14 protein-coding genes are annotated in these 14,774 nt (G+C 62.7%); 5 read left to right on the plus strand and 9 right to left on the minus strand.

Features of this window, described 5'->3' with window-relative positions; translation table 11 throughout:
• Nucleotides 1–13 precede the first annotated feature (13 nt).
• Nucleotides 14–388, minus strand: a complete 375-nt coding sequence (locus tag ACTNAU_RS01700; RefSeq protein ID WP_441097352.1) for a Fur family transcriptional regulator — start codon at nt 386–388, stop codon at nt 14–16.
• Between the two features lie 403 nt (nt 389–791).
• Here ACTNAU_RS01700 and ACTNAU_RS01705 point away from each other — a divergent pair, with 403 nt between their 5' ends.
• The 4 genes from ACTNAU_RS01705 to ACTNAU_RS01720 all read left to right on the plus strand — a co-directional run bounded on the left by ACTNAU_RS01705 (nt 792) and on the right by ACTNAU_RS01720 (nt 7,045).
• Complete coding sequence (locus ACTNAU_RS01705) at nt 792–1,031, plus strand: hypothetical protein (protein WP_021659802.1); 240 nt, start codon at nt 792–794, stop codon at nt 1,029–1,031.
• 193 nt (nt 1,032–1,224) lie between these two features.
• Nucleotides 1,225–2,613, plus strand: a complete 1,389-nt coding sequence (locus ACTNAU_RS01710) for a Sapep family Mn(2+)-dependent dipeptidase (RefSeq protein ID WP_441097353.1) — start codon at nt 1,225–1,227, stop codon at nt 2,611–2,613.
• Nucleotides 2,614–4,062: 1,449 nt separating this feature from the next.
• On the plus strand, nt 4,063–4,932 hold the full coding sequence (locus ACTNAU_RS01715; RefSeq protein ID WP_185916272.1) for a delta-lactam-biosynthetic de-N-acetylase: 870 nt from the start codon (nt 4,063–4,065) through the stop codon (nt 4,930–4,932).
• Nucleotides 4,933–5,275: 343 nt separating this feature from the next.
• Entirely contained in the window at nt 5,276–7,045 is a 1,770-nt protein-coding gene (locus ACTNAU_RS01720; RefSeq protein WP_441097354.1) for a Na/Pi cotransporter family protein, read from the plus strand.
• Between the two features lie 55 nt (nt 7,046–7,100).
• On the opposite strand, the gene ACTNAU_RS01725 is transcribed toward ACTNAU_RS01720, so the two are convergent.
• The 3 genes from ACTNAU_RS01725 to ACTNAU_RS01735 all read right to left on the minus strand — a co-directional run bounded on the left by ACTNAU_RS01725 (nt 7,101) and on the right by ACTNAU_RS01735 (nt 10,151).
• Nucleotides 7,101–8,246, minus strand: a complete 1,146-nt coding sequence (locus ACTNAU_RS01725; protein WP_441097355.1) for a C45 family autoproteolytic acyltransferase/hydolase — start codon at nt 8,244–8,246, stop codon at nt 7,101–7,103.
• A gap of 78 nt (nt 8,247–8,324) precedes the next feature.
• Nucleotides 8,325–9,107 carry a zinc transporter ZupT gene (zupT, locus tag ACTNAU_RS01730; protein ID WP_441097356.1) on the minus strand — a complete coding sequence of 261 codons (783 nt, stop codon included), beginning with the start codon at nt 9,105–9,107 and terminating at the stop codon, nt 8,325–8,327.
• 414 nt (nt 9,108–9,521) lie between these two features.
• Complete coding sequence (locus ACTNAU_RS01735; RefSeq protein ID WP_021659793.1) at nt 9,522–10,151, minus strand: hypothetical protein; 630 nt, start codon at nt 10,149–10,151, stop codon at nt 9,522–9,524.
• 246 nt (nt 10,152–10,397) lie between these two features.
• Between ACTNAU_RS01735 and ACTNAU_RS01740 the strand changes: the two genes are divergently transcribed.
• Entirely contained in the window at nt 10,398–10,937 is a 540-nt protein-coding gene (locus ACTNAU_RS01740; protein WP_441097357.1) for a hypothetical protein, read from the plus strand.
• Between the two features lie 65 nt (nt 10,938–11,002).
• Here ACTNAU_RS01740 and ACTNAU_RS01745 read toward each other — a convergent pair whose 3' ends face one another.
• The 5 genes from ACTNAU_RS01745 to cas7c form a co-directional block, all read right to left on the minus strand.
• Nucleotides 11,003–11,431 carry a putative ABC transporter permease gene (locus ACTNAU_RS01745; protein ID WP_353653959.1) on the minus strand — a complete coding sequence of 143 codons (429 nt, stop codon included), beginning with the start codon at nt 11,429–11,431 and terminating at the stop codon, nt 11,003–11,005.
• 508 nt (nt 11,432–11,939) lie between these two features.
• Nucleotides 11,940–12,230 carry a CRISPR-associated endonuclease Cas2 gene (gene cas2 / locus ACTNAU_RS01750; protein ID WP_021659789.1) on the minus strand — a complete coding sequence of 97 codons (291 nt, stop codon included), beginning with the start codon at nt 12,228–12,230 and terminating at the stop codon, nt 11,940–11,942.
• 12 nt (nt 12,231–12,242) lie between these two features.
• A complete protein-coding gene (gene cas1c, locus ACTNAU_RS01755) occupies nt 12,243–13,274 on the minus strand; it encodes a type I-C CRISPR-associated endonuclease Cas1c (RefSeq protein WP_441097358.1) in 1,032 nt (343 codons plus the stop codon).
• Nucleotides 13,271–13,936: a CRISPR-associated protein Cas4 gene (gene cas4 / locus ACTNAU_RS01760; protein WP_441097359.1), complete on the minus strand. Its 666-nt coding sequence runs from the start codon at nt 13,934–13,936 to the stop codon at nt 13,271–13,273. The genes cas1c and cas4 overlap by 4 nt, the downstream gene beginning before the upstream one ends.
• Nucleotides 13,926–14,771, minus strand: coding sequence for a type I-C CRISPR-associated protein Cas7/Csd2 (gene cas7c / locus ACTNAU_RS01765; protein WP_216401893.1), 846 nt, complete (start codon nt 14,769–14,771; stop codon nt 13,926–13,928). The genes cas4 and cas7c overlap by 11 nt, the downstream gene beginning before the upstream one ends.
• Nucleotides 14,772–14,774: the final 3 nt, after the last annotated feature.

Here is a 14,774-nt window from a genome sequence, read left to right on the forward strand (position 1 = left end):
CTCACAGGGATTTTTATTGCTGACAGGTCCGGCAGACGCCCCTGACGATCAGGTCGTGGGAGTGCACCAGAAAGCCTGTTTGGGACTGGATCTGTCCGTCCAACTCGGAGAGGGTGTCCAGCTGCACATCGTATACCCGGCCGCACTTTTGGCAGAGCATGTGATAGTGTTCGTCGGTGCGGCCGTCAAAGCGGTCGCTCCCCTCCGGCATGCCGATCTTGTGGATCTGGCCCATCTGGGCCAGCAGGTTCAGGTTGCGGTAGACCGTGCCCAGACTGAGGCTGAGGTTGTCGGCCTTGAGGGCGGCGTAGACCATGTCCGCCGTGGGGTGCTCCCGGCTGGACTTGACTTCCGCCAGCACCAGCTCCCTCTGTCTGGAGTACTTCAAACAGCTCACCTCTCTTTCCCTTCAAGTGATAACAGGAATCATTCCTATTTTCTGACACCAGTATACCAGAGGGGAAAAAGAAAGTCAACTATTATTATCCAATTTAATCGACAGCGCCCCGCTCTTGGTGAGAGGCGGGTTTGCCGCGGCTCACTGCCGCACTTTCAGTATATCACAAATCCCCCGCAGACACACGGGCGATTTGTAAATATTTTTTCCAAAATCAGGGGTATACTCGCCCAAAAACCTGCCGAGAATGGGTAAAAAGAGGGACATCCCCTGCCATCTTCGCCTTTTTTTGTGCAGGCCGTTGCAACTGGGCGGCAATATGGTATAATATGTGAGGATAGGGTCAGAGCGGCCCATCTAATCTGCAGCAGAGCAAAAATGGAGGTATCAACCTATGGCAAAAGTGAGTGTAAAAATCGATGACCTGGCAAAAGCGGTCCGTCTGTACGAGCTGGCTTCCGCCGCCAAAGACGAGGTTGCCGTCGAACAGGGCCAGTGGAGATCGCCGGTGGTATCCCCCCTGGGCTTCTTCGGTCTCTGCTCTTTCAACATGTCCGAGCCGATGACGGTCATCAGCGAGGACGAGGACTTCCTGGCAAAGGTAAAATCGGACGTGACCCTGAAAGCCGAGTAGACGCTGCCCGGCAAAGTTATCAATGAAGATACAAGCCTGGCCGGGCGGCTCTATCCGCCCGGTCTCCCAAGGGGGGCGGTCGGCCCCCGGAGCGGCGGCAGCCGCCTCCGGGCGGCAGGTACCGCCCCCTTTGGCGACCGGCCCAAGCGGCCGACAAAAAATTGCGCCCTGGGCGCAGAAGAGTGGTGAGCAAGTGAAGGAACAAATTCAGCGCTTTATCGAGGAGAACACCCCCGCCATGCTGGAGGACCTGCGCCGCCTGGTGGCCATCCCCTCCATGGCGCCGGTGGTGCCCGTCAGTGGGCGCTACCCCTACCTGGAGGACTGCGCCAAGGCCCTGGACTACATGCTGGCCCGGGGGAAAGAGCTGGGCCTCTCCGCCGACAATGTGGACTATCACTGCGGGGTCCTCAGCTACGGCAGCTCGGCCGAGGGGTCCATCGGCATTGCCTGTCACCTGGACGTAGTGCCCCCCGGTTCCGGCTGGAGCCACGACCCCTTTGACATGGTGGAGAAGGACGGCCGGGTCTATGGCCGCGGGGTCAACGACAACAAGGGCGCAGCGGCCATGGCCCTCTACGCCATGAAGTTTTTGCAGGAGAGCGGCCTCCCCCTCAAGCACCGGGTGGATTTGATCCTCGGCTGTGACGAGGAGACGGGGATGACCGACATGCCCTACTACCTGAAACACCGCACCGCCCCCAAAATGACCCTGGTGCCCGACGGCACCTTCCCGGTCTGCATCGGCGAGAAGGGGCTGTGCGAGGGGGACATCATCTCCCGGCCCATCGACAACAGCCTCATCGTCGTCTTTGAGGCGGGGGTCGCCTCCAACGTGGTGCCCGACAAGGCCCACGTGGTCATCGACCGGGCGGGGCTGCCCCCGGTGGACGACGGCGAGCTGCTGGTGCGGGAGGAGAACGGCCAGACCATCCTCGACGCCTTCGGCCGCTCGGCCCACGCCTCCACCCCCGAAAAGGGGGACAACGCCATCGCCAAGGCGGTGCGCTACCTGCTGGACAACGACGTGGTGGACGGCTACGAGCGAGAGGTGCTGGAACTGTGCTGGGACCTCTCCTCCACCATCTACGGCGAGGGGTTCGGCGTCGCCTGCGAGGAGGAGGTCTTCAAAAAGCTGACCTGCATCTGCGGCACCCTCAACAAGAAGGAGGAGCGCTACCTGATCGGCTTCAACATCCGCTGGCCGATGGCCATCGACGCCGAGGCGCTGAAGGCGGGCATCGAGCTCTGCTGCGACGACATCGACGGGGAGCTCTTCCTCCCCCTCTTTGACCCGCCCCACTACATCGACCCCGACCACCCGGGGGTGCGCACCCTCTGCGACTGCTACGACCGGGTCACCGGCGAGCAGTGCGAGCCCTATGTGATTTACGGGGCCACCTACGCCCGCTACTTCCCCCTGGGGCTGACCTACGGCCCCTCCTTTGTCGGGGACGACGCCTCCCTGCCCGAGGGGTTCGGCGCCCCCCACCAGCCCGATGAGGTGATGCCCATCGCCACCCTGCAAAAGGCCCTGGGCCTCTACATCGAGACCCTGTTGGAACTGGACAAAGTTCTCTAAAAGACCGACCGAGCCGTTTCAAAAGAGCTCCGCGCCCCCTCTGTGGGGGCCGGGGCTCTTTTTTCTCCCCCAACGGGGCCCATGTGGGGGCAAGAGGGCTGCGGGCTGGAGGGGCAAAGGAAAAGGGGCGGACAGCGGCCCACCCGGGCCAAACGATCGCAGGCGGTGGGCCGGGGAGGGGCTTTCGGCAAGAGGGCGCAACACCGGGCCTCTAGGGGGGTGGCAAGGGATGGGCCCTCCCGCAGACGGTCCCCCCTTCCCTGAAGGCAGCGGGGAAGGAGGGAGCTTGGAAAGGCGAGAGCAGGGACGGTCTTGGCCTCTCCCCGCCACCACTGCTTTCTTTCACCGGCCAACTGCCTCTGGGGCGCTGTCCCTCTGCGGCGGCATCCTGTAAAGGCACTTCCCTTTTCATGTAGCTGGTGGGGATGGGCAACTCCCCCCCTACCGCCGCAGGGGAAAGGTAGCCGGAGACCTCCCCCCTGCGCCGGGAAGAGGTGGACTGGGCGCATTCCGGCTACACTGGTGCACAGAGGCGCCCCGTCCCCCGGGGCGGGAAGAGATAGGCTGAACGCGTTCTGGCTCTGCTGGTGCGCTGGAGTGCCCTGCCACACTGCGCCAGAAGGACGGGAACGGGGTGCATCCCAGCCTTCACTGGTGCGCAGGGGCGGGGGTGGGGAGCCCTGTCCTACAGAGGCAGCGGAAGAGCGAGCGGCATCTCTGTTCTACTGGCACAGGGAGAAAAAAGCGGGCGGCGCTTTCACTGCCGACGCGAAGAGGAGAGAGGCGGGCAGCAACCTACCCCGTCAGCGGGAAAAAGCAGAGGGATGGCCCCTGGCCGACCGACGGGTGGGGAAGAAGGGGGGAAATGGCAGTTTTATCCACCAAGCTGGGAAAGAGGCGGGCGACACCCCCATCGGCACGGTGGAAAAACAGGCGGCGGCCTTCCCTGCCGGCGCAAAGACGAGGCGAGAGCGGGCAAGCCCCCGCTCGCCCGTCAAAAGAAAAGGGGAGTGCGTGTTCCGCCCCGCCGTCACAGAGAAACCGGCCACACCGGCGCAGAAAAAAAGGGCTGGGTAGCCGCCTGGCTCTGTTGGCAGAGGAAAACCGTTTGGGGCGTATCGGCCGCACGGCGCAGAGGGAAAAGAGGAGTGGACGACATCCGGTTCCTGCCGGGACAAAAAGGGGGAGAGGAATGCCCCCTTCCCCCACCGCCGATTCTCTGTCTCAATCGCTCTCTTTGTATACAAATCGTATTTTTTGAATTAAAAACGACAATTTGTTTTCTATTTTGCCCCCTTGAAGGGCAAATTTCTGCCAGTTTTGCCACTTCCCCCCGCAGGCGCGCCGGGGCGCATATCCCCCGCAAAAGCCGCAACACTAATCTTCGCAACCCTATTTTGCAAGCGATGCAGCCCGCTGGCGGGCCGCACCCGGAAAGGACAGACGAGTATGAAAAAATGCGCCGCACTGGCTCTCTGCCTGGCCATCTGTCTCTCGATGGCAGGCTGCACCAACGACACCGGCGGGATCGGGAGCACCTCCTCCATCACCAAAAATCAGGACGGGGACGACACCTCCCGCGGCAGCGCCTTTGCCGCCAACGCCGGGACCACCGCCTCCAAAACCGACTACGACAGCCTGAAAAACAACAAGATCGGCTGGGGGCAGGGGCGGGAGATGGACGACAAAAACCGCCCGGTGGCCGCCGTGGAGACCCAGCAGAAGCTGGGGGACGAGTACAACGCCGCCTTCATCGGCCCGGAGGACAAGGTCATCTACCTGACCTTTGACCAGGGGTACGAAAACGGCTACACCGGCAAGATCCTCGACACCCTCAAGGAAAAGCAGGTGCCCGCCACCTTCTTTTTGACCTACGACTACTGTAAAGAGGCCCCTGACCTCTGCCGGCGGATGGTCGCCGAAGGGCACACCCTGGGCAACCACTCCCAAAAGCACAAGTCCTTCCCCACCCTCTCGGTGAGCGAGGCCAACGCCGACATCGACTTTATGCACCAGTACGTCAAGGACACCTTTGGCTATGACATGAAGGTCTTTCGCTTCCCCATGGGCGAGTACTCCGAGCGGATGCTGGCCGTGGTGCGCGACTACGGCTACAAGTCCATCTTCTGGTCCTATGCCTACAAGGACTGGGTGCCCGAGGCCCAGCCGGACAAGGCCGAGAGCCTGGAGAAGCTGAAAAAGAACCTCCATCCCGGGGCCATCTTCCTGCTGCACTCGGTCTCCAGCACCAACACCGCCATCCTCGGCGACTTCATCGACTACGCCCTCTCCCAGGGCTACACCTTTCAGACCATGTGACGCCGCCCTCTAAACTGGCAGGCGGCCGGGGCGACCGGCCGCCTGCCTTTTTTGTAAAGTCTCTGTAAATCGGGCCGTTCCCCTCCAAGGAGCAATTCCTTTTTTTGGCTATTTTCTTGTCGCTTTAAGTGGATAACACGGAGTGTCTGAAAAGATATTTTGGACAAAACATCGAAAAATATTGGCTTTGCAAAATAATATTAAAGTGCCCATAAAGAACTGTTATACTGGCCCTGGCAAAAAGCGCCGACAAAAGGAGCGGCCTTTTCCCGCGGCGCTCGCCTTTTAGGGGCGGGCAGAGGGGCGAGGCGGCGGACCAATTCTTGTGTTTTGGGGGAACGACATGAATTTCTTCAACTTTCTCTCGCTGGCCGGCGGGCTGGCCATGTTTCTCTACGGAATGAACATCATGGGGTCGGGGCTGGAGAAGCTGGCCGGCTCCAAGCTGGAGATCATCCTCACCAAGATGACCTCCAACATCTTCAAGAGCGTGCTGCTGGGGGCGCTGATCACGGCGGTCATCCAGTCCTCCTCGGCCACCACCGTCATTGTGGTGGGGCTGGTCAACTCGGGCATCCTCAAGCTGGACCGGGCCATCGGCATCATCATGGGGGCCAACATCGGCACCACCATCACCGCCCAGATCCTGGCCCTGGGGGACATCAGCTCCTCCAACTTCTTCCTGCAGCTGGTCAAGCCCACCGCCCTGGCGCCGATGATGGCGGCCATCGGCATCGTCTTCTTCATGTTCTTGCAGGGCAACAAGCAGAAAAACCTGGGCCAGATCCTGATGGGCTTCGGCATCCTCTTCATCGGGATGCAGTCGATGGAAAACGCCATGGCCCCCCTGCGGGACCTGCCCCAGTTCGCCGACATCCTCATCGCCCTCTCCAACCCCATCCTCGGGGTGCTGGCGGGGACTATCCTCACGGCAGTCATCCAGTCCTCCTCGGCCTCGGTGGGCATTTTGCAGGCCGTCTCCTCCACCGGGCAGCTGCGCTACTCCACCGCCATCCCCATCATCATGGGGCAGAACATCGGCACCTGCATCACCGCCATCCTGGCCTCCATCGGCGCCAACAAAAATGCCAAGCGGGCGGCGGCGGTCCACCTCTACTTCAACGTCATCGGCACCGCGGTCTTCCTCACTGCCATCTACGCGGTGCAGCACCTGGTGGGTTTCGGGTTCTGGAACGAGGCCATCACCCGGGCCGACATCGCCAACTTCCACACCGTCTTCAACATCTGCACCACCGTGCTGCTGGTCCCCTTTTACAAGGGGCTGGGCAAGCTGGCCGAGATGTCCATCCGCTCCAAAAAGGGGGAGGAGGACCTCACCCCCGAGGTGCCGCTGCTGGACGAGCGGCTGCTGGCCTCGCCGGGGCTGGCCATTGAGCAGGCCCGCAGCGTGGTGCTGAAGATGGGGGAATACGGGCAGAAAAACTGCTCGAAGATGGTCTCGCAGCTCTTCAGCTACGACCAGAAGACCGCCGACAACATTGCCGAGTACGAGGCCGCCATCGACAAGATGGAGGTCACCCTCTCCCGCTACCTGTTAAAGCTGACCAACCAGCCCCTGAGCGACCAGGAAAGCCGCCAGGTGTCGGAGATGTTCTGGCTGGTGACCGAGTTCGAGCGCATCGGCGACTACGCCATCAACGTGTTGGAGCGGGGCGGGGAGATCGCCGACAAGAAGGTCGTCCTCTCGGACATGGCCAAGAGGGAGCTGATCACCCTGGACAAGGCCATCGGCGAGATCTTGGGCAAGGCGGTCGCCGCCTTCCGGAACCGGGACGTGGCGGTCGCCCGGGAAATCGAGCCGCTGGAAGAGACCATCGACCAAATCAAAGACGCGCTGAAGGCCCAGCACATCGAGCGGCTGAAACAGGGCACCTGCTCCATCGACGCGGGGGTCATCTTCCTGGAGATCTTGACCAACCTGGAGCGGATCGCCGACCACTGCTCCAACATCGCCGCCTATGTGGTGGGGTACGAGGGGGAGCAGAAGGGCGATTTCGACGCCCACCAGTACCGCCAGACCCTGCACGACGGGCGGGAGGAGGAGTACAACCGCCTCTACCAGGAGTACAGCGAGAAGTACTCGGTCCACTGACCGAACGCAGACCGACAAAAAGAGCCGCCCCGGCCGGGGCGGCTCTTTGTTTGATTCAGCAGGCGCTCTGCCAATCGTCGCCCTCGTCCTCGTCCCCCGGGGGGAGAAAGGTCCAGAAGGAGGTGGGGTCCTGGGGAGCGCGGCTCTCCACCTCCACCGAAAAGGTCCGGTTTTCGCAGGCGCCTTGCAGGGAGACCGGGGTCCACCCCGCCCCGGTGGGGGCGCCAAAGCAAACTTGCAGGCGGCCGGCGGTGACGTCGAAGAGCATGGAGCGGAGGGTGCCCAGCCCGTCTTGATAGTAGGGGCAGGCGACCCCGCCGGGCATGGGGCGCTCCAGCAGGGCCTTGAGGGCGGCCTCGTCCAGCCGGCCCGCCCCCTCCTCCAGGGCGCGGCGGGCGATCTTCCAACGCCGGACCGAGTGGCGGCCCCGGTGGTTGTCAAAGGGGCGCATCTCCTCGTTTTGATAGTGGTTGGTGGCCACCAGCCACCGCTCGCTGTCGCGGAAGGAGAGGCGGTGCGCGCCGCCGGTGCTGGCCATCTCAGCCACCCGGGCGCGGCCGCCACGGTCGGCCAGCAAAAAGACGTCGTTGGTGCGCAGGGGGAGCTGGGCCAGCAGGTCGCTGGCCTCGGCCACCGTGGCACAGCGCTCCAGCAGGGCCCGCAGGACCACGGGGAACCAGAGCCCCTCCCCCTCGGCCGGCTGCAGGAAGGAACAGGTGGACATGGTGACGCAGAGCCCCCGGTCGTTCATCCCGTCCATCCGCCCAAAGAGGAGGAGGGAGAACCCCGCCTGGGCCGGGCTGCCCGCCGCCCGGGTGACGCAGAGGCAGAGCTCGTCCGCAAACCCGTACTCGTAGCTGCGGGCCAGGTAGAGGTGCCCGTCCCGGGTGATGGCGGGGAGGGCGGCGATCTGGCTGCAGCGGCCGGGCTGACAGCAGCGGTCGGAAAAGATGGCCAGCCGGCCGGGGCGGATGCCCAGGGCCTCGCTGGTGCCGGCGATCTCCTCCCCCAGCCCGGGAATTGTCGCCTCCAGCAGCCGCATTTTCGCCCGCAGGGCGGGGCCGGTGACCTCCTCCCCCTCCGGCAGGAGGTTGATTTGCCGCAGGAGGGGGTTTTGCCGCAGCTGGGCGGCATAGGCCTGCCCCACCTGGTAGCGGCTCCCCTCGGCCACAAGGCTGCCAAACAAGACGCTTCTCTTCACCGGCATTTTCCCCCAATCGTTTTTTTTACTTTAACAGAATAAAAAATGTTTGGCAAGGGGGGATCGGGGCCGCCCCATTTAGAGCCGGGTGCCCAGCCAGGAGATCGCCAGCCCCGCCCCGATGGAGAGGAGGGTAAGGCGGTAGCGGCCGAACCCCCAGGAGGCGGGGATCAGCTCCTCCACGGCGATGAAGAGCATCACCCCGCAGACCAGGGAGAAGACCGCCCCCAGCAGGGCCGGCGAGAGAAAGGGGCCCAGCACCAGCCAGGCCAGAAGGGCCCCCACCGGTTCGGAGAGGCCGGAGAGAAGGGCGCAGCCAAAAGCGCGGGCGCGGCTGCCGGTGGACTGGTAGATGGGCACCGCCACCGTGACCCCTTCGGGGATGTTGTGCAGGGCGATGGCCAGGGCCACCGAGAGGCCCAGCCCCGCGTCCTGGTAGCCGGCCATAAAGGTGGCCATCCCCTCGGGGAGGTTGTGCAGCAAGATGGCCAGCATCGAGACCAGCCCCAGGTGAAAGAGGCTCCTCTTCCCCGGGGCGCTGCCGGGCGCCCCTTTCCCCGCGGCCGGCCGGTCGGGGACCAGCCGGTCAATGGCAAAGGTGAGGGCGATGCCCGCCAAAAAGGCGGCGAAGAGGAGCCAGAAGCCCTGCCTGCGGCCCAGCGCCCCAGCCAGCAGGGAGATGGCCTCGGGAAAGAGGTCCCAGAGGCTGACGCCGGCCATCACCCCGGCGGCAAAGCCCAGGGCCGCCGCCATGGGGGTGTCGCTCCCCCGCCTGCCCAAAAAGACCGCCAGCGCCCCCAGCGCGGTGGAGAGGCCCGCCGCGCTGGAGAGGGCCAGGGCCTGTAAAACGCCGCTGTCCACCGGGCAACCCCTCCCCTCTTTTTCCACACATGGATATGCGCCGCGCACCGGGGCCATGCGGGAAGAGGGGCGAGGGGACAAAACCGCCGGGGAAACAGAGGGTCTGCACCGGCCTTAAACGGGCGTCATGCGGACTCCTCCCCCAAAGGGCGTCGAAATTTTTTGATTGCGCTGCACTCACTGCTACCGGCAAACCGGCAATCCAAGAGCCCGTTTCGTGTCATCTATCACTCCAAAGCTTGTTTTTTCTGTTTTTCACACCTTCAACGCCTTTCCTTTCAAGAATTTTTACGAGAAAAGCACGTTGTCTCCCCCGGTAAAAATGGGACTTTAGAGCGCGAAAGCCACAAAAAAGGGGGCCGCACCCTGCGGTGCGGCCCCCCAAAAAGCGGTCTGTGCTGTGTCGGTCTGCGCCTAGAACTGCCAGACGCTGTACACGAAGGCGTCCGGGTCGTGGGGCAGGTCGTCGCCCTGCTCCAGCTCTTCGTGGATCATTTTGATGAGTCTCTGGCGGTAGGTGTCGTCATACCCCTCCATCACCGGCTCGACCTTGCTGGAGGACTCGAGGAAGTGGATGATGTCGCGGCCCATGGCGCGGCCCTTGTCGGTGTGCATGTCGTAGGCGTAGTCGGGGATCTCGAGCTTGTAGCCGCGGTCAAACTTTTTGATGGTGATGTTTTTCAGGCAGTCGGTGGAGCGCTCTTTGCTGCGGGAGCAGAGGAAGCGGATGGCGTGCATGAAGAAGAGGGGGCGATCCCCGTCGTTGTAGGGGAACTCCTGCCGGATCTTGTTGAGGGTGTAGACCACCACCGGGGCGTTGGTGTCGCCAAAGCCCACGTCCTCGACGGCCATGGCCATCAGGCGGCGCCACATCTTGTCCTCGAACTGCTCGCTGGTGATGTACATCTCGTAAGCCACGTCCACAGCGATCTCCTCTTTGCCGCGGCGGATGGACTTCTGCAGGGCGGAGACCAGTTCGTCACCGGGGATCCCGTTTCTGCTGGTGATGTTCTTCCAGGGGTCGTACGACATGAATTCTGCCATTTGAGTACCTCCAAAAATGCACAGCTCGATTTACAGTAGCTTTGCAGTAATGCGGCGCGCCGGGCGGTGCGCCACCTCTATAATAATCCATCTTTCCCCATAAAACAAGGGGCTTTTGTTGCAATGAAGCGCCGCCCGTGTTAAGATATATCTGTTATTTCGCTACATTTCGCGGATTTTTGCGGCAGCGGCGCAGACTCCCGGCAGAACGTCCGGCGCGCCGCGGAAACGGAGGGGACACAAATGATGAAAAACCGATTTGTCCTGTGCGCCACTGCGCTGCTGAGCCTCTGCCTGCTGGCGGGCTGCGGCGGCCCCAAGGCGCCCCAGGACAAGGCGGCCATCGCCTATATGGAGGCGGTGGCAAAGGGGGACGCGGCGACCATGGCCGCGGCCGACGGCTACGACCAGGGGGAGATCGACTTGAGCTACTGCGCCGACGTGGTGGCCAAGCGCCGGGCCGAGGCCAAGTTTGACATTTTGGAGTCCACCGGCGACGACGCTTCTGGCTACACCGTCACCGTGGGGGCCACCTTTGTCGACCTGGCCGAGGAGTTTCAAAAGGCCTCGGAAGAGCAGCTGGCCGCCAGCTTGGAAGGCGGCGATCTGAGCGAGGACGACATCGCCCAGAACATCGTCAAGCAGCTGGAAAAGGGCGGCAAGGAGACCAAGTGGAAGATCGTCCTCAAGCTGACCAAGGAGGGCGAGGGCTACCGGGTGGACGTGAGCCAGTGCGCCGGGGACATCGCCTCCATCTACAGCTGCGGGCTGAAAAACGCCCTCTAAGACCGGCAAGATCAAAAAGGGCCCCTGCGCCAGACATGGCGCAGGGGCCCTTTTTTGTTTGTTCCCTAGGGGTGGAGCAGCCGTCGCAGTGGCTGCAAAAGACCCTGCTGCCCCTTGATCTTGCGCCGCAGCCCCGCCGCCAGCCAGGCGATGGGGGCGGAGAGCAGATACCAGAGAAAGGAGTAGAGGGGACAGATCTGCCCCAGGAGATTGCCTGCCAGCTGGGAGTAGTCCCACACATTCCAGTGCAGCCAGCGGTTGACCACACAGCCCACGCAAAATTCAATGCCGGTGATGACCGCATCCCCCACCAGGCACTTTTTCCAGAGGGGCATGGCGGGGTGCTTGCCGTTGACGGCGTAGAGGATGGAAAAACAGGTGCCCCCGGTGAGCACCATGGTCCAGTGGGTATACCCCCGCCAGAGCACCTCGATGGCGCCGTACCCCACACAGCCGATGGCGAAGACCGCCGCCGATTCCCCCGCTCGTTTCACCCAAAACCACTTCCCGTCTGTCACAAATTTCAACGGGATTAGTATTGGCGAAAGGGCGGGGATTATGGCTGGATAGTGTTGGGGACCGGACAGGGAAAAGGCGGGTGGGCAGGCCTTCAAAGTCCCATTGTTTGGAAAATTTGGTTTGGCTGACAGATGGCTTAGAACGGTCATTGGAGAGGGCGCATTCGCGCTTATGGGGAGGCGATTCAAACGCTGCCGACACCGCAAATCAAGTTTCGATTGCGCCCCGCGAGGGGGCGATTTTTCAGCCTTTCCCTTTTTTCTGGGGTCGGGCGAGTAATTTCAATCCGCGCCCCGCGAGGGGGCGATTTTAGCAAAATTGCCCTGTGCCGTCGGCCTTCTCTCTCTATCTTCTCCCAAATGGCCAAAGCCCAAAGGAATTTTTCGCTTTTTTTGCAATTCAATCTGCAAAAAGGGGGCCGCAGCTGCTTCAGCGCAGGTTCGACCCCCCCTGGAAAATGCTGTGCGCCTGGCCTTCGCACCGCTAGAATATCAGCGGTTCTGTCACGTCAAAGCCCGGTTTGGCACCGATGTGCTCCACCTTGTTCTGATAGCGGTTCCCCAGATTGTAAAAGCGCAGGCTGTCCCTCTCCGGGTCGATGATCTGTTCTAGGCGGTGGCGAAGGGCCCTGCTCTGGGCCGCATCCACCACGCACTCGAAAACGGAGTTCTGGACCCGCTGGCCGCAGTCGACACAGGCCTTGGCCACCCGGCGCAGGCGCCGTCTCCCCTCCGGCGTCTCGGTGTTGACGTCATAGGTGATGAGCAAAAGCACTCCCTCTCCCCCTCACTTCCACAAAAAGGGCGGATAGCCATCCAAATCTCCCCGCAAAAATCGGGCGAGCAACAGGGACTGGACGTAGGGGACCAAGCCCCACTCCAACTTCTCCCCCAAAAAGGGGTGGGTGATCATCTCTTGTTTCTTCTTTTGCCAGGCGGCGAGGACCGTCTTTCGCGTGTCGTCGTCCATCAGGACCGCCCCGTTTTCCTTGCGGGCAAATCCCTTTTCCCCCACCTGTCGGTTGTTGACGAGGGTCAAAACAAAGCGGTCCGCCAAAATGGGGCGCAACTCCTCCATCAAATCCAGTGCCAGGGAAAGGCGGCCCGGCCGGTCGCGGTGTAAAAAGCCCACATAGGGGTCAAGTCCCGCCATCTGCAGGGCGGCGGCGACATCGTGGGAGAGCAGGGTGTAGACAAAGGAGAGCAGCGCGTTAAAGGGGTCGGTGGGCGGGCGGCGGCTCCTCTCCCTGAAAAAGAAGGTCTCTTTTTGCTGCAAGATCAGCTGGTCCAGCGCCGAAAAATACCGTCTGGCCGCCTCCCCTTCGATGCCCCGCAGAGCGTCCAGATCGCCGGCTGTCTGCAGCTGTTTCAGCCGCTCGGCTATTTCCTGTGAGGCGGCGCGGATCTCCTCGGCGTCGAGGCGGAGGTTGTGATCGCGGAGGGCCCTCTCCAGCACCCAGCGGCTGTTGTAGAGCTTTCCCGTCAAGATGGCGCGGGCGATATCGGCGCTGGCCACCTCGCTGTCGGAGGCCCGGTACTGGGTCTTGCGCAGCACGACATTGCCCCGCTCCGCCCCCTCCACCCGCGCCAAAAAGCGGCCGTGGGCGGTGAGAAAGGTGAGGGCGATTCCCCGTTGGGCGCAGGCCCCCATCAGGGCTGGGCTGGCCCCGGTGTAGCCAAAGGCCACCACCCCTTCCAAGTTGTGCAGGGGCACCCGCCCCACCTGCGTCTTTCCCTTGGAGACGACGATGTTCTCGCCCTCCAGCGCCAGATAGGCGTCGGGAGAGGTCACATAGAGGGTGTTTTGCAGGATCCTCATGGGCATTCCTCCAGCCGCTCGCGGATGTATTCGGCTGCCGACGGCTCTTTGCAGAGGCGGGGTAGACAGATGTTTTTGAGGGAGCAGGCATTGCAGCCCTTGCTCCACCTCCCCTTGGGGGTGTGCTGGCGGCGGGCCAGGTCGTGCATCTCTGTCAACAGCTCCTCGACCCGCTGGCGAAGGGCGTCGTTCAGCTCAACTGTGTGGCGGCGAGCCGTCTCGCCGTAGTAGAGATAGGCCTTGGGAATGGCCGGACAGGCCAACATTTCCTCTAGACAGATGGCCTGGGCGCAGAGCTGCAGCTCGTCGGCCTCTCCCTCCTTGGGGCGGCCTCGCTTGTACTCCACCGGCACCGGCAGCCAGAGCCCCTCCCTGCCAAAGAGGGAGACGCCGCCGGGGTCGCGGTGAAATTCCACCACGTCGCAGTTTCCCGATATCCCCAGCCGCCGGGAGGAGACCGCCATCCCCCGGGAGATCAGCAGGTCCCCCCGCTTCTCAGCCCCGAAGGGGTCGTGCGCCTTTTCGTGGAGGATCTCCCCCTCGACGGTGCGCAGGTTCTCGGCCCACTGCATCTCGATATAGGCCAGCGCCCACTGGCGGCGGCAGAAGGCGAAGTGCTGCAGGCCGGAGAGCTGGAGGTACTCCTCCTCCCTATATTCCATCGCAGATCTCGGGCTCCAAGTCGGCGAGCGGGTCCAGGGTCACCACATAGTCGGCAAAGGAGTGGGGGATGTCGACCCCTTCCTTTTTCTGCACGTGGAGGCTGTGGTGCACCTTGGCCGAGGAGTGCTGTCCGCACTTGCAGCCGTGCTCCCACCAGTAGAGTTTACAGACTTCCATGCTGCCGTCGGGGCGGGCCGAAGAGGCGTCGTTTTCAAAGAGGGTGCGAAGGGCCTCTTTGATCTTGTCCGCGTCCTCCCGGCTAAAGCCGGTCTTCTCTGCCAGCTGGCAGTTGATGCTGCCGTAGAAGATGTAGAGGCCAAAGGGCACCCGGTGCTTCATCCCCATGGTGTCCGAGGACTTCTTGCTCTCGGTGACGCTGTTGACGCTCTTGGTGATCTGAATGCTCACCAGGTCCACCGGGTCAACGCTGATGGCCGGATGCACCGAAACCGGGCCCCGCACCCCTACCGACACGTCTTCCCCTTTGAAGGCGAAGACCTGACCAAAGCTGCGGACGTCGGTCCAGGCCTCGCAGGCCGCCTTGGCATAGGCGTCTTTGTCCTTGGCGGCCTTCTGCACCGCCTCGCAGCCCTTGGCGCGGTCCTGCAAGCTCTTGTACCCGTCGTTCCGGCGGTCGTCGGACTGGACAAAAACGGGCTCCCCCATATCCATCAGCCGGTTGCGGATCTTCCGCTTGATGCAGACGTCGGAAATCTCCCCGTGGCCGTCGTAGTTGATGCGGGGGCGGTTGCCGTTGAGGGGGTCGCCGTTGGGGTTGGCGTTGGTCACCGAAAGGATCACCGCAAAGTCGATTTTGTTGTTCAGAGCGCTCATCTC

The sequence above is a fragment of the Bittarella sp. HCP28S3_D9 genome, from assembly GCF_052065655.1.
Lineage (GTDB): Bacteria > Bacillota > Clostridia > Oscillospirales > Ruminococcaceae > Bittarella > Bittarella massiliensis.